The sequence below is a fragment of the Jiella sonneratiae genome (assembly GCF_017353515.1).
Taxonomy (GTDB): Bacteria; Pseudomonadota; Alphaproteobacteria; order Rhizobiales; family Rhizobiaceae; genus Jiella; species Jiella sonneratiae.
In genome coordinates, this window is the sequence record NZ_JAFMPY010000004.1 from 351556 (window position 1) to 370238 (window position 18683).

The 18683-nt window shown below is 69.4% G+C and carries 16 protein-coding genes and 1 pseudogene; 9 read left to right on the top strand and 8 right to left on the bottom strand.

Features of this window, described 5'->3' with window-relative positions:
• Positions 1-12 precede the first annotated feature (12 nt).
• Both J1C47_RS05675 and J1C47_RS05680 read left to right on the top strand, forming a co-directional pair.
• Positions 13-468: pseudogene (locus J1C47_RS05675) on the top strand (GNAT family N-acetyltransferase); the annotation flags it as partial.
• An 84-nt stretch (positions 469-552) separates the two neighbouring features.
• A complete protein-coding gene (locus J1C47_RS05680) occupies positions 553-960 on the top strand; it encodes a DUF1810 domain-containing protein (RefSeq protein ID WP_207349741.1) in 408 nt (135 codons plus the stop codon).
• Positions 961-973: 13 nt separating this feature from the next.
• Here the strand turns inward: J1C47_RS05680 and uxuA are convergent, their stop codons facing one another.
• The 4 genes from uxuA to J1C47_RS05700 form a co-directional block, all read right to left on the bottom strand.
• Positions 974-2194 (bottom strand): mannonate dehydratase, encoded by a 1221-nt coding sequence (gene uxuA, locus J1C47_RS05685; RefSeq protein WP_207349742.1) that lies wholly within the window; start codon positions 2192-2194, stop codon positions 974-976.
• Positions 2195-2241: 47 nt separating this feature from the next.
• Complete coding sequence (locus tag J1C47_RS05690) at positions 2242-3519, bottom strand: TRAP transporter large permease (RefSeq protein ID WP_207349743.1); 1278 nt, start codon at positions 3517-3519, stop codon at positions 2242-2244.
• A 10-nt stretch (positions 3520-3529) separates the two neighbouring features.
• Positions 3530-4084 carry a TRAP transporter small permease gene (locus J1C47_RS05695; protein ID WP_207349744.1) on the bottom strand — a complete coding sequence of 185 codons (555 nt, stop codon included), beginning with the start codon at positions 4082-4084 and terminating at the stop codon, positions 3530-3532.
• A gap of 83 nt (positions 4085-4167) precedes the next feature.
• Entirely contained in the window at positions 4168-5151 is a 984-nt protein-coding gene (locus tag J1C47_RS05700; RefSeq protein ID WP_207349745.1) for a C4-dicarboxylate TRAP transporter substrate-binding protein, read from the bottom strand.
• Positions 5152-5265: 114 nt separating this feature from the next.
• Between J1C47_RS05700 and J1C47_RS05705 the strand changes: the two genes are divergently transcribed.
• Positions 5266-5997, top strand: a complete 732-nt coding sequence (locus tag J1C47_RS05705; RefSeq protein ID WP_245396370.1) for a GntR family transcriptional regulator — start codon at positions 5266-5268, stop codon at positions 5995-5997.
• 114 nt (positions 5998-6111) lie between these two features.
• On the opposite strand, the gene J1C47_RS05710 is transcribed toward J1C47_RS05705, so the two are convergent.
• Positions 6112-7215, bottom strand: coding sequence for a diguanylate cyclase domain-containing protein (locus J1C47_RS05710; protein WP_342591937.1), 1104 nt, complete (start codon positions 7213-7215; stop codon positions 6112-6114).
• Between the two features lie 632 nt (positions 7216-7847).
• Between J1C47_RS05710 and J1C47_RS05715 the strand changes: the two genes are divergently transcribed.
• From J1C47_RS05715 to J1C47_RS05735, 5 genes are all read left to right on the top strand, one after another.
• Positions 7848-8615: an ABC transporter ATP-binding protein gene (locus J1C47_RS05715; protein WP_207349747.1), complete on the top strand. Its 768-nt coding sequence runs from the start codon at positions 7848-7850 to the stop codon at positions 8613-8615.
• A 13-nt stretch (positions 8616-8628) separates the two neighbouring features.
• The gene (locus J1C47_RS05720; RefSeq protein ID WP_207349748.1) at positions 8629-9549 is read left to right on the top strand and encodes an ABC transporter substrate-binding protein; all 921 of its coding nucleotides are present in this window, start codon (positions 8629-8631) and stop codon (positions 9547-9549) included.
• Complete coding sequence (fhuB, locus tag J1C47_RS05725) at positions 9546-11561, top strand: Fe(3+)-hydroxamate ABC transporter permease FhuB (protein ID WP_207349749.1); 2016 nt, start codon at positions 9546-9548, stop codon at positions 11559-11561. The genes J1C47_RS05720 and fhuB overlap by 4 nt, the downstream gene beginning before the upstream one ends.
• 85 nt (positions 11562-11646) lie before the next feature.
• A complete protein-coding gene (locus tag J1C47_RS05730; protein ID WP_207349750.1) occupies positions 11647-12681 on the top strand; it encodes a siderophore-interacting protein in 1035 nt (344 codons plus the stop codon).
• Positions 12682-12836: 155 nt separating this feature from the next.
• On the top strand, positions 12837-14339 hold the full coding sequence (locus J1C47_RS05735) for a pilus assembly protein TadG-related protein (protein ID WP_207349751.1): 1503 nt from the start codon (positions 12837-12839) through the stop codon (positions 14337-14339).
• A 158-nt stretch (positions 14340-14497) separates the two neighbouring features.
• Here the strand turns inward: J1C47_RS05735 and J1C47_RS05740 are convergent, their stop codons facing one another.
• Positions 14498-15718, bottom strand: coding sequence for an argininosuccinate synthase (locus tag J1C47_RS05740; RefSeq protein ID WP_207349752.1), 1221 nt, complete (start codon positions 15716-15718; stop codon positions 14498-14500).
• Positions 15719-15886: 168 nt separating this feature from the next.
• Here J1C47_RS05740 and J1C47_RS05745 point away from each other — a divergent pair, with 168 nt between their 5' ends.
• Entirely contained in the window at positions 15887-16534 is a 648-nt protein-coding gene (locus J1C47_RS05745) for a LysE family translocator (RefSeq protein ID WP_207349753.1), read from the top strand.
• A 22-nt stretch (positions 16535-16556) separates the two neighbouring features.
• Here J1C47_RS05745 and J1C47_RS05750 read toward each other — a convergent pair whose 3' ends face one another.
• A complete protein-coding gene (locus J1C47_RS05750) occupies positions 16557-17591 on the bottom strand; it encodes a COG3904 family protein (RefSeq protein WP_207349754.1) in 1035 nt (344 codons plus the stop codon).
• 112 nt (positions 17592-17703) lie between these two features.
• Complete coding sequence (locus J1C47_RS05755) at positions 17704-18363, bottom strand: glutathione S-transferase N-terminal domain-containing protein (protein ID WP_207349755.1); 660 nt, start codon at positions 18361-18363, stop codon at positions 17704-17706.
• Positions 18364-18683: the final 320 nt, after the last annotated feature.

Sequence of the window (18683 nt, forward strand, 5' to 3'; positions counted from 1 at the left end):
GAACCGGGGGCGATCGAATTTCGCGAGACGGATCCGCGCTCCGGCGACGCGCGCTCCTGCCTCGGCGCATATTACGCCGAACTCGCGAGACGCTTCGACCGCGGCTTCGACGTCGCTCTTTCCGCCGATCCCGATGCCGCGACGATGCTGCGGCCGCGCGGCGCCTTCCTCGTCGCGTACCGCGACGGCGCTGCCATCGGCTGCGTCGGGCTGAAGGGGACATGCCCGGACTATGCCGAGGTGAAGCGGCTCTGGGTCGCGCCGGCGGCGCGCGGTCTCGGCCTTGCGAAGCGGCTGATGGCGCGGGTCGAGGCGATCGCCCGCGAACTCGGCATCGCGGTGCTCCGGCTCGACACCAACAAGGCGCTGCCGGAGGCGATCGCCATGTATCGCAACGCCGGCTGGCGGGAGATCGAGCGCTTCAACGACGATCCCTATCCCGACTTCTTCTTCGAAAAGCGGCTGTAGCGCGTTAGGTCTTTCGAAAGGTGATGGCATCTCCCGGCGTCGCACGGCGCCGTGGCGATCGCCGACGCAAGACGGAGGCCCGACATGTCGCTCGACCGCTTCGTGGAGGCGCAGGCACCGGTCCATGCCCGGGCGCTCGCCGAACTTAAGGCCGGCCGCAAGCAGAGCCACTGGATGTGGTTCGTCTTTCCACAGATCGAGGGGCTCGGTTCCTCGGCGATGGCGCAGCGCTACGCCATCCGGTCGCTCGCCGAGGCGAAGGACTATCTCGCTCATCCGGTGCTCGGCCGCCGCCTCGCCGAATGCACCGGGGCGGTGCTCGAACATCGCGGCAAGAGCGCCCACGCGATCTTCGGCTCGCCCGACGACATGAAGTTCCATTCCTCGATGACGCTGTTTTCCCGCGCAGCGCCGGAGAAGGCCGTCTTCCGCCAGGCGCTCGAGGCGTTCTTCGACGGGGCGGAGGACGCGGCGACGCTTTCGCGCATCTGAGCGGGGGCGGGGCTCAGCCGGACGCGGTCGCCGCCTGCGAAAACTCCAGGCCGCGGATGACGCCGCGCAGCTCGGCGAGGCCCTTCAGCCGGCCGATCGCCGGATAGCCGGGCTGGGCCTTGCGGCTGAGGTCGTCGAGGATGTCCTGGCCGTGGTCCGGCCGGAAGGGGATCGAGGCGTCGGCGCGGCCGGCCGCCCTGCGGCGCTTCTCCTCGGCAAGCGCCGCGGCGGCGAGCGCCACCATGTCGGTGTCGCCGCCGAGATGCTCGGCCTCGTAGAACGAGCAGGGCAGGCCGTCGCCCTCGCGGGTGGTGTTCCTCAAATGCAGGAAATGCACCCGTGCGCCGAGCCGCTGCATCATCCCCGGCAGGTCGTTGTCGGGCCTGACGCCGAGCGAGCCGGAGCACAGCGTGATGCCGTTGGCCGAAAGGTCGACGGCCTCCATGACGGTCTTGTACTGCGCCTCCGTCGACATGATCCGCGGCAGGCCGAGCAGCGGGAAGGGCGGATCGTCCGGGTGGCAGCAGAGGCGGATGCCGAGCTCCTCGGCGAGCGGGGCGACCTCCGAAAGGAAGTCGACGAAGTTCCGGCGCAACCGGTCCTCGTCGATCGCGCCATATTCGGCGAGATGGGCCCGGACGTCGTCGAGGCTGAAATGCTCCGCGGCGCCGGGCAGGCCGAAGACGACGTTTCTGGCGAGCGCCGTCTTTTGCGCGTCGTCCATCGTGGCGAAGCGCCGCTCCGCCTCGGCGCCGACGGCCTGCGGAAAGTCCGCCGCGGCCCCCGGCCGCTGCAGGATGAAGATGTCGAAGGCGGCGAAGTCGACGACGTCGAAACGCATCGCCGTGCCGCCGTGGGCGACGCGGAAGGCGAGGTCGGTGCGCGTCCAGTCGAGGACCGGCATGAAATTGTAGCAGACGGTCTCGATGCCGGCCGCCTTCAGATTGGCGAGACTGACTTTGTAGTTCTCGACATGCTCGCGGAAGTCGCCGGTCTGCTTCTTGATCGCCTCGGAGACCGGCAGGCTCTCGACCACTTCCCAGGCGATGCCGGACGGCGTCCCGTCCCGGCGGGTCGCGATCTCGCGCTTTCGGCCGGCGATCGCCTCCGGCGTCCAGACGGTTCCCGTCGGCACGTGGTGCAGCGCCGAGACGACGCCCTCGACGCCTGCCTGCAGCATGTCGTCGACGCTCACGAGATCGCCCGGGCCGAACCATCGCCAGGTCTGCCGCATCGTCTTTCCTTTTCTTCTCTTCGATCGGAGCCGGAACCCGGCCGGCTTTACATCAGAAGGTTGGGCAGCAACAGCACGAGCCCCGGCAGGAAGGCGAGGATCGTAACGACCAGGAGGATCGCCGCCACGAAGGGGATCGATTCCCTGACGTAATCCTCGATCGGGCAATCGAGGATGCTGCACACGGCGTACATCGCGACGCCGACCGGCGGCGTCATGCCGCCGAGGGTGACGATGGTCATCATCAGGATGCCGAAATGCACCGGGTCGACGCCGAGCGGCTGGACGATCGGCAGGACGATCGGGGTGAGCAGCAGGACGAGCACCGTCGCCTCGATGAACAGGCCGCAGACGAAGACGAAGATCAGGATCAGAAAGACCACGACGATCGGTTCGTGGGACAGGCCGAGCAGCGCCTCGGCGATGGTCTGCGGCGCCCGCTCGAAGACGATGGCATAGCCGACCATCCCGGAGAAAAGGATGATGACGGTGATGACGCCGATGTCGACGACGCTTTCCGACAGCGCCTCCTGCAGCGCGCTCCAGGTGAGTTCCCGGTGGGCGAAGATGCCGACGGCGAGGGCGTAGACCACGGCGAAGGCGCCGACCTCGGAGGCGGTGAAGACGCCGCTCCTGATCGAGACGAGCAGGGCGACCGGAAAGATCAGCGCCCACTTCGCCTCCCACAGCGTGCGGCCGACCGTCCGCCGGTCCGGCAGCGACCTCGTGTCGCCGCCATAGCCGCGCTTCCTGGCGACGATCCAGACCGTCGTCATCAGCGCGACCATCATCATGACGCCGGGAATGACGCCGGCGAGGAAGAGCCGGCCGATCGAGACGTTGCCGACGAAGCCGTAGAGGATCAGGCCGAGGCTCGGCGGGATCGTCGCGGTGATCAGCGAACCGACCGCCATGGTGGCGGCGGTGAAGCCCTTGCCGTAGCCGGAGCGGATCATCTCCGGGCCGAGCACCCGCGCCTCCATCGCCGCGTCGGCGACGGCCGAGCCGGAGACGCCGCCCATGAAGGTCGAGAGCAGGATGCAGACCTGGGCGAGGCCGCCGGCCATCCAGGAGACGAGGGCGTTCGAACAGTCGATCAGCCGGCGGGTGATGCCGGTCTTGTTCATCATGTGGCCGGCGAGCAGGAACAGCGGCACGGCGAGGAGCGGAAAGCTCTGCGAGGCCGAGGCCACCTGCTGGATGCCGATCGACACCGGGATGAACTGGCTGGTGAGGAAGAAGGAGAAGCCGGCGATGCCGATGGCGAAGGCGATCGGCATGCCGAGGAGCATCAGCGCGAAGAACAGGATGGTCGGCAGCAACATCGGGGATCGCTCACAATTCGCCGGCGGTGCGCACGGTCTTGGCTTCACCGTGGCCCGGCGCGTCGCTGGTGTCGGCATCGCCGACCGTGCCGGGCTCGGCGGTGAAGACGAGGCCGCCCGATCGCAGCGCGGTGACGATCTGCACGAAGAGGACGATGCCGAGCGCGATGCAGCCGGCCGGCACCGCCGCCGTGACCCAGGCATACGAGATGCCGCTGTCGCCGAAGACGCGCGCGGTGTTGAGCAGCGTCAGCTTGACGCCGAACCAGCCCATGGCGGCGAGGAAGGCGAGCGCCAGGACGGCGAGGCCGAGTTCGATGGCCCGCCGCGCGGGGAAGGGGAGCTTGGCGACGAAATAGTCGACGCCGATATGCGCCTTCAGCCGCATCGCCTTCAGCGCCCCGAAGAAGCACAGCCAGACGAAGACCGCCTGGGCCATGTCGACCGTCCAGATGATCGGGCGATCGATCGATCGCGAGACGGCGCCGATGAAGACGAAGACGACGACGGCGGCAAGCAGCAGGCGGCCGATCAGGTCTTCGATGCGGGCGAGGAGGGAAGACATGGGGCGCGTCGCCGATCAGCGCGGGGCGGGCCGGCGGCGTGTGCGGAACGCCGCCGGCCCGGTCTCGCGGTGGGGAAAATCCGTCACTTGCCGGAAAGGACGGCGTCGACCTGCTTCTTCAGCTCGCCGTAGCCGAGCGTCTCGTAGACCCCGGCCGTCGCCTCCTTGAAGGGCGTGACGTCGATCTCGTCGATCGACATGCCGGCGGCCTTCATCTCGTCGTCGACCTTGGAGATCGCATCCTCGGTGCCGTGCGAGGCGACGTCGCCCGCGGCGAGCGCTTCCTCCATGACGATCTTTTGCAGATCCTCGGGCAGCGAGTCGAACCACTGGCTGGAGGTGACGAGACCGGTGAGGAGGCCGATATGGCCGGTCTTGGTCAGGTGCTTGGCGACCTCGAAGAGCTTGGCGCCGTAGACCGCGGTGTCCTGCGCCTCGGCGGCGTCGATGGCGTTCTGCTGCAGCGCCGGATAGACCTCGGTCCAGCCCATCGGCGTCGGCGTCGCGCCCATCGCCTTGATCGTCTCCATCCAGACCGGCGCGCCGGGGGTGCGCATCCTGACGCCGGAAAGGTCCGCCGGCATCGTCACGGCGTTCTGGGTGACGAGGTTGCGCTGGCCCTGCCACCAGTTGAACGACAGGATCTTCAGGCCGGCGCTCTTGTCGAGATCGCTGGCCCAGCCCGCGAACAACTCCGACTGGGTGATCTTGCGATACTGGTCGTAGCCCTTGGCGAGATAGGGCCCGCCGAGCACGCCGAGATCCTTGACGAAGACCGCGAGCCGGCCCGGATCGACGAGCACGGCGACGTTTGCCCCGGCCCGCGCCTGCTCCAGTACATCCTCGTCCTTGCCGAGCTGCGAACTCGGGAACAGCCGGATCTCGACCTTGCCGTCGGTCCGCTTGGCGACGCCGTCGCGGAACGCCTCGAGGCCCTTGTAGATCGGGTCCTGCTGGGTGAGGGCGGTGTTGACGTTGAGCTGGTAGTCCTGGGCGCGGGCGGCGGTGCCGGCGCCGACGATCATGCAGCCGACGAGCGCGGCCGCGGCGAGTGCCTTGCGAAACATGTGACGATGAACCTCCCGATCAGGGCAGCGGCCGACTTCTCCCTCGTTCCGCTTGCCTGGTCTGGCTAGTATGGTAGTATGAATGCGGAGTTGGCAAGTGGAAATTTCGAAGCGATGCTGAAGATCGACGAGAGGGGGGCGGTGGCGCCGCAGATCTATGCGGCGCTGCGCCAGGCGATCATCACCATGGCGCTGAAGCCGGGGCAGCCGCTGTCGGAAAAGGAGATCGCCGCGAACTTCGGCTCGAGCCGGCAGCCGGCCCGCGAGGCGGTGATCAAGCTGGTCGAGGCCGGGCTCGTCCGCGTTCTGCCGCAGCGCGGGACCTATGTGGTGAAGGTGTCGCCGCGCCAGGTGGCGGACGCCCGCTTCGTGCGCGAGGCGGTCGAGGTGGCGATCGCCCGGCATTGCTGCCTGTCGCCCGACGCGCCGGCGCTGCGCGATCTCGCCCGGGTGATCGCCCGCCAGGAAGAGGCGGCGGCCGCGAACGACCATGCCGGCTTCCTCGCCCTCGACGAGGCCTTCCACAAGGGGCTGGCCGAGGCGGTCGGCTGCAGCGAGGCGTGGCGGGTGATCGAGATGGGCAAGGCCCAGATGGACCGGGTGCGCTATCTCTCGCTGCCCGAGGCCTCGCCGATGACGCTGTTGATCGACCAGCACCGCGACATCCTCGCGGCGATCCGGCGCGGCGACGCCGACGAGGCGGCCGCCGCCGTCCGGGTGCATCTGCGCGAGATCCTGCTGTCGCTGCCGCGGCTCGCCAAGGCCTTCCCGGATCTCTTCGAGAACGAGGAACTGCCGGGCCATGCCGCCGATCTGCAGCCGGGACTGCGCGGCATCGGCTGGTAGCCGCCGCCGACCGGCGGGGGCGGCAGGGGCCGAGAAATGCCTTCGCGCGGAGCCGGAAGGGTGCTCCGGCGCTGAACCAGTCCGGCGCCGGCGCGGCGCCGGCGAGCGGCAGCCTCAGGGGCAGGCGGTCAGCTCGGCGGCGGCGCGCCGCGCTCCGGCGAGATGCTCGCCGCCCGTTCCGGAAAAGATCCGCACGGCGCCGCGCCCCGCAGCCTTCGCCGCGTAGAGCGCGCCGTCCGCCTGGGCATGCAGGGTTTCGGAGTTGCCGTCGTCAGCAAAGGCGATGCCGACCGAGGCGCCGAGCTCGATGTGCCGGCCGGCGATCTCGATCGGACGCCGCATCGTCCGCACCACGGCGCCGGCGAGACGCACCACCACGGCGCGCGGCGTCTCCGGCCCGAAGACCACGGCGAACTCGTCGCCGCCGATGCGCGCCACGCAGTCGCTCGTCGCATGGAGGCGCGAGAGCCGGCGCCCGACCGCCCGCAGGCAGTCGTCGCCGACGAGATGGCCGAAGGCGTCGTTGACCTGCTTGAAGTGGTCGAGGTCGATCAGCATCAGCGCGCCGACGGGCGCACCTGCCGCCGCAGCGTTCGACGCCTCCGCCATGCGCGACTGGAAGCGGCTGCGGCTGGAAAGGCCGGTCACCGCGTCGAACTCGGCCATGTGGCGCAGGCGCAGCGTCGCGTTCTTCTCGGCGGTGATGTCCTGCTTCATTCCGAAGATCCGCACCGGCTCGCCCGCCTCGCACTCGACGGTGGCGGTGATGCGGATCCAGCGCGGACGTCCGCGCGCCGTGGTGATCTCGGCGTCGAGGCTGAAGCCGCCCCCCTCGCGGATCGCCCGCGACCTGATGTCCTCGAGTTCGAGGCGCGTGGCTTCGGGATAGAACGCCAGGATTTCGTCCCGATCGAGCGTCGATCCGCGCGGCAGATCGAACATGTCGTAGACGACGTCGCTCCAGCGCAGGGTGCAGTCGTCGAGCTCGCATTCCCATACGCCGATTTGCGCGGCGTTGGAGGCGCGCTCGAAGATCTTGCGGCTGTGGGCGAGCTCGGCCTGCAGCCTCGCGATCAGGGCCTCCTGGACGGCGATCCGGGTCTCGAGCGTGGCGATGCGGTCGGTCGAAGAGTTCGGCGTGGGGCCCCGGGTTTCGGGGGACAGGCCGACGGATGCTGCGGTTGCAGCCGGCAATTGCGTGTTGCGGGCCTTCGACACGGCAAACCTTCACATACTCTGACCTTGGGGCATCGTAAGGAGCGAGGCTTGCGACAGGGTAAACCGCCGGCATGCGGCGCTGCGCCCGAACGGGACGCGCGTCCGCCCCGGCCTGGCCGTCCAATGCACCGAGAGATTTCGATCAATTCCAGAATCCGTTGCCGTTCGGCAACAGCCGCACCATGCCGCACCAGGGGCGGGAAGCGTTTGTTGACTCGTTTTATCATGATAAAATAGCAGTGCCGGTCAAGGCCACATGGACGCTCCGCCATCTCTTTGGAATGTCTATAAAATTGGCTGCCGACTGGCATGCCGCCGCGCGGTGGCCCGGCCGCTCCGGACCCGCGCCGGACGACGAAAGACGAGCCCGAAATGTCTCGAACCTTGCTCTTCCCGAGTCTTGCGGCGTCAGCCGCCGCCGCCCCGGTCGCGGCTTCCCACGGCGGCCCTGCCGCCGATTTCTCTGCCGGGCGCGTTGTTATGTCGCACCGCGCCGGCGTGGCGCGGCGCGTGGCCCTGCGACGGCCCCGGCCGTCCGGTGCGCGGCGGCCGGGACGATCTGGGCGGTGATGGCCGGAAACGCCATCTCCGGCGAGCCGGCGCCCGCGGAACCTCCAGCCGCGGGCGCCGCATTGTTCGAATTGCGCGGCGCGGGGGTCGTCCTCGGCGGCGTCAGGATCCTCTCGCCGATCGATCTCGCCATTCCGGCCGGCCGCTTCGTCGCGCTGCTCGGCCGCAACGGTTCCGGCAAGTCGACGCTGCTCTCGCTGCTCGCCCGGCAGCTCGCTCCGAGCGAGGGGGCGCTCGCCTTCGCCGGCCAGCCGATCGAGGAGCGGCAGCCGCGGGAATTCGCCCGGCGGGTCGGCTGGCTCCCCCAGCACCCGCCGGAAGCGGCGACGATGACCGTCGTCGAGGTCGCGCGGATGGGCCGCTATCCCTGGCGCGGCGCCTTCATGCGCCATGACGTCCGCGATGCGCGGGCGGTGGCGACGGCGCTCGCGCAGGTCGGGCTCGCCGACATGGGCGAGCGGGCGATGGCGAGCCTTTCCGGCGGCGAGCGCCAGCGGGCCTGGCTGGCGATGCTGCTGGCGCAGGAGCCGTCCTGCCTGCTGCTCGACGAGCCGACGGCCGCGCTCGACCTCAAGCACCAGATGGAAGTCTTGAGGCTGCTCGCATCGCTGCGGGACCGGCGGCGGCTGACCATCGTCATGGCGATCCACGACGTCGGCATGGCGCTGCGCTTCGCCGACCACCTGATCGCGCTGAAGGCCGGCCGGCCGGTCTTCGTCGGCCCGCCCGAGGCGATTCAACGAGCCGGCGTCCTGTCGGCGATCTACGACCTGCCGATCGGCACCTTGCAGGCGGCCGAGGCCGGGCCGCCGATCGTCTACCCGTTGTGAAGCAGGAGCCGAGATGATGCCGACGCGCCCGATCACGATCCCTGGTCGTCTCGCCGCTCTCCTGTGCCTCGCAATGCTTCTTTCGGCACCGGCCGCTGCCGCCGGGACGGCAGCGGCGGCGGGCGCGGCGGCGCCGGCGCGGATCGTCGCGATGGAATGGGCGGCGGCCGAAACGCTGCTCGCCCTCGGCATCGTTCCCGCGGCCATCGCCGACGCGCCGGGCTATCGCGCCTGGGTCGGCCATCCCGAACTTCCGGCGGGCGTCGCCGACATCGGCCTGCGGCAGGAGCCGAATCTCGAGGAACTGGCGCGGCTCGAGCCCGATCTCATCCTCTCCCACGCCCATCTCCTGCCGCTGAAGGAAAAGCTCGCGGCGATCGCGCCGGTGCAGGCGGTGACCTTCAACGGCACCGGCGGCGACACCTTCGCGGCGATCCTTTCCGGCACCCGCGAGATCGGCAGGCTCACCGGCCGGTCGGCGGCGGCCGAGCGGCTGATCGACGAGACCCGGGAAGCTTTCGACCGGGACGCCGAGAAGCTGCGAAAGGCGGGTCTTGCGGGCCGGCACGTCTATTTCGTGCGCCTCGTCGACGCGAACACGCTCCGCATTCACGGGAAAAACTCGGTCGCCGCGACCGTCCTCTCCCGGCTCGGCCTCGTCGACGCCTATGCGGGCGACGTCAACGAATGGGGTTTCGCGCTGTCTGAACCGAGCGCGCTCGCCGGGGACACCGACGCCGCGATCCTCGTCGCCGGCCCGGTCGGCGAGGAGGAGATGGCGCGGGTCTTCGACACGCCACTTGGCCGGGCGCTGCCGGCGTCGCGGGCGAAGGCGGTTCGTCGCCTTTCGGTCACCTGGACCTTCGGAGGCCTCGTTTCCGCCGTCACGATGGCGGATGCGATCACCGAAGCGCTGACGGAGGCTTCGCCTTGATTGCCGCCATGCCGTGGGCGCCGGGTGCACGGCTCCTCGGCGTCGGGGCGTTTCTCGCCGCCGTCGGCATTCTCGCCTCGGCGGCGGGATGGGATCCGCGCGTCACCGTCTCCGTCGCGCGGCTCGGCCTCTTCGATCCGCCGAACGACGTCTTCGCGGCGGTGATGTTCCATTACGCGACATTGCCGCGGATCGCCGTCGCGCTGCTCGCGGGGGCTTCGCTCGGCCTCGCCGGCGCGGCAATGCAGGCGGTGCTGCGCAATCCGCTCGCCTCGCCGACGACCCTCGGCGTCGCGTCCGGGGCGTCCTTCGCCCTGGCTCTGTCGACGCTCGCCGGAAGCGCCGCCGCCTTCCTGCCGCCCGAGGCGTGGAGCTTTCTCGGCGCGATGGGGGCGGGCGGCCTCGTCTATCTGATCGGCCGGCGCCACCGCTTCGACCCGGCGCGGGTCGCCCTGTCCGGCATGGCGGTCGGCCTGTTCCTCTCCGCCGCCGCCAGCGGTCTCGTCCTCTTCAACGGCCAGCAGCTCGCCTTCCTGTTTCTCTGGGGATCGGGCCATCTCGCCCAGTCGGACTGGTCGGGGCCCGCAGTGCTCCTGCCGGCCTTCGCGCTCGCCGCAGCCGCGCTTCTCGCGGCCCGGCGGGTGATCGGCATCCTCGCGGTCGGCGACGACGTCGCCGGCAGCGTCGGCCTGAAGACCGAGACCGCGCGTCTCCTCGTCCTCGTCGTCGCGGTGGCGCTCACCGCCGCCGTCGTTGCGCGCGTCGGGATCGTCGGCTTCGTCGGACTGGCGATCCCCGCCATCGTCCGGCTGTGCCGGCCGCGCTCGGTCGCGGCGACGCTCGTCGCCTCGGCCGGCCTCGGGGCGCTGGCGCTGTTCGCCGCAGACGCATCGGCGCAGCTTCTCTCGCGTTCCGGCGACCGGCTGGTTCCGGCCGGCGCCGTCACCGCGCTGTTCGGCGCGCCGGTGCTCTTCGCGCTTCTGTCGCGCAGCCGCCTTTCGAGCCGGCCGAACCCGCCTCTGCGCCGTTCCGCCGGCAGCTTCCGCGACGCCGGGCCGGCGCTCTTCGCGGCGCTCGCGGCAGGCCTCGCCTTCGCCATTCTCGTCGCGCTGTTTCTCGGCCGCACCGGCGGCGGCTTCGAGCTCCTCGATCCGGCCCGCGACGGCACCCTTCTCCTCACCCGCCTGCCGCGGGTGCTCGGCGCGCTGACGGCCGGCGCCGCCGTGGCGCTGTCGGGACTGCTCGTCCAGAAGATCGTCGGCAACGACCTCGCCAGCCCCGAACTCCTCGGCATCAGCAGCGGGGCCGCGGCGGCGCTGGTCCTCGCGGTGCTGGTGCTCGGCGTCATCTCAAGGACCGCGCTGCTTCTCTGCGGCTTCGGCGGGGCGATCGGGGCGACCGCGCTCGTCCTGTGGTTCGCCCGGCGGCACCGCGACCAGATCGCCGCCGTCCTCCTCGCCGGCATCGCCCTCGGCGTGTTCCTCGATGCGATCGTGCGCATCGCGCTCGCCAACGCGTCCCTCGAGGCGACGGCGCTGCTTGCCTGGCTGTCCGGCTCGACCGTGCTGGTCAGCCTGCCCGAGGCGATCGGGCTCGGCCTGCTGCTCGCCGCCGCCGCCGGCATGGTTCTCCTCTGCCGCCGGCCTATCGCGCTGCTCGACCTCGGCGCCGCGGTGCCGCAGGCGCTCGGCCTGAGGGTGCGCGCCGCCCAGACCTTAACGCTGCTCCTTTCGGCCCTCCTCGCCAGTGCCTCCACCATGGTGATCGGGCCGCTCAGCTTCGTCGGCCTCGTCGCCCCGCATCTCGTCCGGATGGCCGGCGTCAGGCGTCTCGCCCCGCAGGTCGGGGCGACGCTGCTCGCCGGGGCGCTGCTGATGGTCGTCGCGGACTGGCTCGGCCGCGTCGCGGTGACGCCGTGGCAGGTGCCGGGCGGTCTCGTCGCGGGTCTTTTCGGCAGTCTCTGCTTCCTCATCCTTGCGGCGCGCAGGGGCGCCGGGGGGCATGCCGCATGAAGCGACCCTCCGGCTCGCCCGGCGGCGCGGCCCGCCGCCGTCTCCCGTCTTCGCCGCATCCGGCAACCGATCAGGTCTCTTTGCCATGACGTTTCCCGCCAATGCCCTCGGAACGGCCGAAGGCCCGCTTCCCGACACGCTCGTCGCCGATCTCACCGCCGAGGTGCGGGAATACGGCTATCGGCACGAGGCGCAGGAGAATGGGCTGTCGGTCGAATTCGACGCCGCCGCCATAAGGCTGCGGCTCCTCGGCGAGGGCCTCGAAGTCGCGATCGGCGCCGCCGACCTCGCGCGGATCCACGAGATGCGCGAGGCGGTCCTCTTCCTTTTCGATCAGACCGCGCCGCAGCTCTCGGAGCGCATGGTGTGGAGCGGCGACCTGCCGGAGGGCACGCTTCCGCCGAATTTCCGCACCGCGCGGTTCGTCGGAAGGCGGAAGCTGTCGCCGAATTTCCTGCGGGTGACGCTGGCGGCGCCCGGCGTCTCCGACTTCCTCGCCGGAGGCATGCATTTCCGCCTCGCCATTCCGCCGCGGGACCGCGCGCCCGTCTGGCCGCAGCTCGGCCGCGCCGGCCGCACGGTCTGGCCGAAGGGCGAGGACGCGCTGCACTGCCCGGCCTACACCACCGCCGAAGTGGACGTCGGTGCGGGCCACCTCTTTTTCGACGTCTATCTGCACGAGGGCGGCCTCGCGACGACATGGGCGCTGCAGGCCGAGGAGGGCGCCGTCGTCGGCCTCGCCGGGCCGGGCGGCGGCACCCTGCCGCCGGGCGACTTCATCCTGCTTGCCGGCGACGAGACGGCGCTGCCGGCGATCCGCCGCATCCTCGCGGCCTCGCCGCCGGTGCGTCGCGGCCACGTCCTCGTCGAACTCGCCGACCCGCGCGACCGCATGGAGCTGCAGCTTCCGGACGCCATGTCGATCGAATGGCTGCAGCGCGGCGAGACACCGGACATCTTCGAGCGGGCGCGTGCCGTGACGCTGCCGAAGCCGGGCGAGAGCCGCTTCGTCTGGATTGCCGGCGAGCGCGAACTGGCGCGCAGGGCACGGCTTCACTTCCGCGACGAGGGCGGGGTTCCGGCCGGCGAAAGCTACATCGCCGCCTACTGGACGCGCTGAGCCGCCATCCCGCCCCCGGGCACGCACCACCTGCCGCCGGGTCACGCGGCGATCACGCGCCGATTGCATCGCATTCGAACGATTGCGGACATCGACCCTTAGGGGATTTCTGCGATCCTTCCGGCTCGTCATCAGCCGGACTGGACCGATCGAAAATGAGCTCACGCCCCCTCGCCACGGGTTCGTTGCGGCGCCTTGCGGCGCTGGCACGGCGCTTCCGGCACTCGTCGGCCGGAAACTTCGGCATGATGACCGGTCTCACCGCCGTGCCGCTCCTGATCGCGCTCGGCGGCGCCGTCGACTATTCGAACGCGCTGCGGGAGAAGACCAGCGTTCAGGCCGCGGCCGACGCGGCGGCGCTGACCGCGGCGAAATATTCCGGCTCGGACGAGACCGAGCGGCTGTCGCGCGCCAACATGTATTTCTCCGCCAACATCGATCCCGACATCACCGTGGGCTCGACCAGCCTCTCGAAGGTCGACGGCTCCTGGGTCTACGACGCCGACTTCTCCATGCCGACGGCGTTTCTCGGGCTGATGCACATCGACGCGCTCGACATGTCGGTGAAATCGGAGGTCAAGCAGGCCGACACGCCGCTCGACATCGTGCTGGTGCTCGATTCCACCGGCTCGATGGCCAGCAACGGCAAGATGACCCAGCTCCAGGCGGCGGTGAAGCTGTTCCTCGACAGCTTCGACGGCGCGACGGGCATCGGCAAGGTGCAGGTGGCGATGATCCCCTTCGACACCGAGGTAAAGATCCAGAGCGCCAGCATGACCATGCTGTCGACGCCGACCGCCACCTGCAGCTACATGTCGTCGCCGGACAAGAGCTACTGCTCGACGACGGCGGCCGGCTTCGTGCTCGGCACGACCGGAACCTATCTCGCCGGCTACAGCAGTTCGGCCAAGCGCTACATCGGATACGTCTACACCGCCGCCGATACGCCCGCCCAGATGTTCACCGTCACGCGGGTGACCTACAGCTGCAGCAATTCGAACTATACGAGCTGCACGACCTCGACCTCCACGGTCTACAACCGCAGCCTGACGAAGACCAAGGTGACGGGAAGCTTCACCGGCTGCATCATCGACCGACTGCAGCCCTACGACACGCAGTCCGACGCGGCCACCGCCAGCACCGTCGACACGCTCTACACGCGGTCCTACGACTGCAGCGCCAGCTCGTCGCTGCAGCCGGTCGTCGGCCTGACCGAGGATCTCGACACCGTCGAGACCGCCGTCACCAAACTCACGCCCTCCGGCAACACCAACATCAGCATCGGCGTGCAGTGGGGCATGGAGGCGCTGACCAGCGACTATCCGCTGCAGGGGGCGAACACCGACGCGCGCGCCAAGAAGATCATGATCGTCCTCACCGACGGCGACAACACCAAGGACCGCTGGTACGATTCCAGCGCGAGCAGTTCGATCGACGCCCGCACGGAACTCGCCTGCAGCAAGGCCAAGGCGATGACCAATGCCGACGGCACGGTGCTCGAGCTCTACACGATCCGGGTGATCGACGGGAACGAGACGCTGCTGAAGAGCTGCGCGACGGACGAGGGGCACTACTATCCGGTGACCACGGCCAGCCAGTTGAGCGCGGTGTTCCAGGACATCGCCGAACGCGTCAAGCGCATCCGCATCGTCAGCTGACCGGCGGTCCGCGGGCCCGAATTTTTCGGGCCGGCGGGGATGACGGGATCATCCGAAGAGATGCCGGCGACGGCCGCGCCCGGCGCGGCGGGCATCGACCGCCACCGGCGACGGGCCGACCTTGGGGGAGGCGGGACGCTTCGGCGGTCTCCCGAGCCTCAGCGGCCGTCGCGTTTCGCCAGCGTGCGCAGCCGCAGCGCGTTCAGCCGGATGAAGCCGGCGGCGTCCTTCTGGTCGTAGGCGCCGTGATCGTCCTCGAAGGTGACGAGGGCGTCGGAATAGAGCGACTTTTCCGAAGCGCGGCCCTCGACGATGACGTTGCCCTTGTAGAGCTTGAGCCGCACCTCGCCCTCGACGTGCTCCTGGCTCCTGTCGATCGCCGCCTGCAGCATCAGCCGCTCCGGCGAGAACCAGAAGCCGTTGTAGATCAGCTCGGCATAGCGCGGCATCAGCTCGTCCTTCAGATGCGCCGCGCCGCGATCGAGGGTGATCGATTCGATCGCCCGGTGGGCGGCGAGAAGGATGGTGCCGCCGGGGGTCTCGTAGACGCCGCGCGACTTCATGCCGACGAAGCGGTTCTCGACGAGATCGAGCCGCCCGATGCCGTTGTCGCGGCCGAGATCGTTGAGCGCCGCCAGGAGCTCGTGCGGCTTCATCGCCTTGCCGTCGATCGAGACCGGATCGCCCTTGGCAAAGCCGATGGTGACGATCGTCGCCCTGTCCGGCGCTTCCTCCGGGCTGACGGTGCGCATGAAGACGTAAGGCGGCGGGGTCTCGGCCGGGTCCTCCAGAACCTTGCCCTCGGAGGAGGAGTGCAGGAGGTTGGCGTCGACCGAGAAGGGCGCTTCGCCGCGCTTGTCCTTGGTGACGAGGATCTGGTTCTTCTCGGCAAAATCGATGAGGTCGGTGCGGGACCTGAATTCCCATTCCCGCCACGGCGCGATCACCTTGATGTCCGGATCGAGGGCGTAAGCCGAAAGCTCGAAGCGAACCTGGTCGTTGCCCTTGCCGGTCGCGCCGTGGGCGATGGCGTCGGCGCCGGTCTCGTGGGCGATCTCGACGAGCCGCTTGGAGATCAGCGGCCGCGCGATGGACGTCCCGAGGAGATAGGTGCCTTCGTAGACGGCGTTGGCGCGGAACATCGGGAAGACGAAGTCGCGGCAGAACTCCTCGCGCACGTCCTCGATGTAGATCTCCTTGATCCCCATCCGCTCGGCCTTTTCGCGCGCCGGCGTCAGCTCCTCGCCCTGGCCGAGATCGGCGGTGAAGGTGACGACCTCGGCGCCGAGTTCGGTCTGCAGCCATTTCAGGATGATCGAGGTGTCGAGCCCGCCCGAATAGGCGAGGACGACCTTTTTCACGTCGCGTGGGAGGGTCATGGTGTTTCGCGTCTGCCCGGTGGAAAATGTGGTTTACGGGCGTCTACACAAAAGCACGGGCGAAGGGAACAAGCCGGCGCCCGACTTCCGCGGGACGGCCCGCAAAACGGGTGGTCTCCGGCAGCTCGCGGCGTTATGGATCGGGAAGACGATGGATACGCCGACCTCATGACCTTCATCCCCGACCTCTCGACCCTTCTCGCCTTCTCCCTCGCCTGTTTCGTCCTGACGATCACGCCGGGCCCGGACATGACGCTGTTTCTCGGCCGCACGCTCGCCGGCGGACGGGCCGCGGGGATTGCCGCCTTCGCCGGCGCCTCGACCGGCTCGCTGATCCACACGACGCTCGCTGCCGTCGGCCTGTCGGCGCTGATCGCCGCCTCGCCGGAGGCATTCCTCGCCCTGAAGATCGGCGGGGCGGGCTATCTGATCTTCCTCGCCGTCCAGGCGATCCGCTCCGGCTCGACCTTCAGGCTCGACACCAAGGGCGAGAAGAAGGCGCCGCCGTCGCTGAAGGCGAGCTGGCTGACCGGGATCGGCATCAACCTGTCGAACCCGAAGATCATCCTGTTCTTCGTGACCTTCCTGCCGCAGTTCATCGCCGCGGGCGATCCCCATGCCGGCGGCAAATTGTTCTTCCTCGGGATCTATTTCATCGTCTTCGCGACGCCGTTCTCGCTGGCGATGATCGTCGCGGCGGACCGGCTCGCGGCGGCCCTGAAGCGCAAGCCGAAGATCACCCGGGCGATCGACTATGTCTTCGCCAGCGTGTTTTCCGCTTTTGCGGTGAAGATCCTGATGACCCAGGGGCGGTGAGGGGGCGTTCCCTGCCGACGGGCTACCAGAGCGGCCGGTGCGGATCGAAGGCGAAGAGCGGATCGTCCTGCCGGAACGTCGCCTTGTGGTCGATGCCGTCGACGACGATGGTGGTGACGACGCTCGCGTCGGCCATGGCGTAGCAGGCATTGCCGAGAAACCCGCCGCCCCGGTTCAGCGCCACGCGTCGGGGCGGATCGTCGGGATCGGCATAGACTGGTTCGCCGGCCATCAGATCCACGGCATCGGCCGGATCGAGCCCGGCAAGGGCGGCCCGCAGGTCGCCGGCGCCGCCCTCGGCGGGATATTTGTCGTCGAGCATCGTCCGGCGCAGGGCTTCGAGGCTCGCCGCCGCATTCTCCGCGGTGCCGACGAGCGGCCCTGCGTCGGCGAAGGCGCCGATCATCCGCTGGACGGCGTTGCGGCAGGCGATGGCGGGCCAGTCTTCCGGCAGGGGCAGGGGATCGCCGACGAGAGTGATGCCGAGCCCGGCGATCTCCGCCGGCGTGTCGATCATCTCCATCGCGGCGGGAGCGGTCGTCAGGAGCTCTGACAGGAGCCCGCCGTCGATGCCGCGCATCCGCGTCGCGTAGTCGAGGAGGAGGGCGTTGACGAGCCGCGACTGGTCGAGAACCTCGTTGACCAGCTCCACCTGATCTTCCCGGCCGGAGAAGAAGCCGTGATAGCCGAGGCGGGCGCCGGGCTCGATCTCGCGGCGCACCTGATGGGCGTAGGTGCCGAAAGCCTTGCCGCCGAGAAAAGCGATGGCGCAGGCGCTGAGGCAGCTCCTGCCGCGTTCGACCAACGTGCCGGCGAAGGCGGCGTGGATCGCCTCGCCGAGCCGCATGCCCTCGAGGAGGCTTCCGCCCGGCGAATCGAAGGAGACGGTGAAGAGCGGCCCGTCGATCCTGGGCGCGACGGTGGCGGCGAAGCGGTCGGCGTCGCCTTTTTCGATCGTCCCGCTGGCGTGGATCGTCTCGCCCTCGATGCGAAAATCCATGGCGCGGGCGAGCGTCGGCGGAAGGCAGAGCACCAGGACAAGGAGGAAGGACTTCATCGGCCGGACCGCAAGTCGCTTGTTGACGCTGCGTCATTTTACGGCCGTCGGCCGCGAGATCCACCCCCGATGCGTCCGGCCTCAGGGTGACGGCGCGGATGCCGCCTTGTTCTCAGGCATAGGCATAAGGCCCGCCCCGCTTCAGCGCCTGGCGATAGGCCGGCCGCTCGTGGATGCGCAGCAGGAATTCGCGCAGGCGCGGATGCGCCTCGTAGCCGAAGCGCTGGGCGGCGGCCTCCACCGGAAAGCTCATCATCACGTCGGCGACGCTCATCGCTGGTCCGGCGAACCAGCCGGTCTTGGCGATCGCCCGCTCCCAATGGTCGAGATGCAGCGCCATCTGCGGCTTCACCAGCATCTCGTCGACCTTTTCCATGGCAGTCTTCAGCATCGGCCGCGCGAAGAAAGGCGCCCGGTCGGGGATCATCTGCAGGACCAGCATCAGGAACAGCGGCGGCATCGCCGAGCCCTCCGCATAATGCAGGAAGTGGCGCGCCTGCCAGTAGTCGCCGCTGCCTTCCGGCGGCATCAGCCGGCCGTCGCCGAACTTTGCGAGCAGGTATTCGACGATCGCGCCGGTCTCGGCCAGGGTGAGGCCGTCGTCGGTGATCACCGGCGACTTGCCGAGCGGATGGATCTGCTTCAGTTCCCGCGGCGCCTGCAAATCCTTGCCGCGCTGGTAGTGCTTCACCTCGTAGGGGGCGCCGAGCTCCTCCAGCAGCCACAGGACCCGCTGCGAGCGGGAATTGTTGAGATGGTGGACGGTCAACACGATCGGGCTACTCCATGAGACGTTCGAAGAAGCGCGCCGGATCCCGAAGCGCCTGTCGTCCGTCACGATTTAGTGCGTCGGAACGGCCGGAGCCACGTCCCCGTTGCGAGACAGGGCCCTATCTCCGACGGGAAAGGCCGCTGCCGGCCCGGCAGGAAAGCCAGGCCGGGTGGTGGCGTCGGGGTATGCGGCAAGAGGCGCCCGCCGACCGACCGTCCGCGTCTCGCCATGGCGGTCGTTTCCGCCTTGGCGCCCGAGCGTCGTGGCGCCGGGCCGGGGCCGGAAGGACGAAACGGGGTCGGAAGTTTTGACGTTTACGT

What these genes read in the sequence shown, in the direction of transcription:
- J1C47_RS05680 (WP_207349741.1), top strand. Translation starts at nt 553, where the DNA reads ATGTCGCTCGACCGCTTCGTGGAGGCGCAGGCACCGGTCCATGCCCGG.
- uxuA (WP_207349742.1), bottom strand. Translation starts at nt 2,194, where the DNA reads ATGCGGCAGACCTGGCGATGGTTCGGCCCGGGCGATCTCGTGAGCGTC.
- J1C47_RS05690 (WP_207349743.1), bottom strand. Translation starts at nt 3,519, where the DNA reads ATGTTGCTGCCGACCATCCTGTTCTTCGCGCTGATGCTCCTCGGCATG.
- J1C47_RS05695 (WP_207349744.1), bottom strand. Translation starts at nt 4,084, where the DNA reads ATGTCTTCCCTCCTCGCCCGCATCGAAGACCTGATCGGCCGCCTGCTG.
- J1C47_RS05700 (WP_207349745.1), bottom strand. Translation starts at nt 5,151, where the DNA reads ATGTTTCGCAAGGCACTCGCCGCGGCCGCGCTCGTCGGCTGCATGATC.
- J1C47_RS05705 (WP_245396370.1), top strand. Translation starts at nt 5,266, where the DNA reads ATGCTGAAGATCGACGAGAGGGGGGCGGTGGCGCCGCAGATCTATGCG.
- J1C47_RS05720 (WP_207349748.1), top strand. Translation starts at nt 8,629, where the DNA reads ATGATGCCGACGCGCCCGATCACGATCCCTGGTCGTCTCGCCGCTCTC.
- J1C47_RS05730 (WP_207349750.1), top strand. Translation starts at nt 11,647, where the DNA reads ATGACGTTTCCCGCCAATGCCCTCGGAACGGCCGAAGGCCCGCTTCCC.
- J1C47_RS05735 (WP_207349751.1), top strand. Translation starts at nt 12,837, where the DNA reads ATGAGCTCACGCCCCCTCGCCACGGGTTCGTTGCGGCGCCTTGCGGCG.
- J1C47_RS05740 (WP_207349752.1), bottom strand. Translation starts at nt 15,718, where the DNA reads ATGACCCTCCCACGCGACGTGAAAAAGGTCGTCCTCGCCTATTCGGGC.
- J1C47_RS05745 (WP_207349753.1), top strand. Translation starts at nt 15,887, where the DNA reads ATGACCTTCATCCCCGACCTCTCGACCCTTCTCGCCTTCTCCCTCGCC.
- J1C47_RS05750 (WP_207349754.1), bottom strand. Translation starts at nt 17,591, where the DNA reads ATGAAGTCCTTCCTCCTTGTCCTGGTGCTCTGCCTTCCGCCGACGCTC.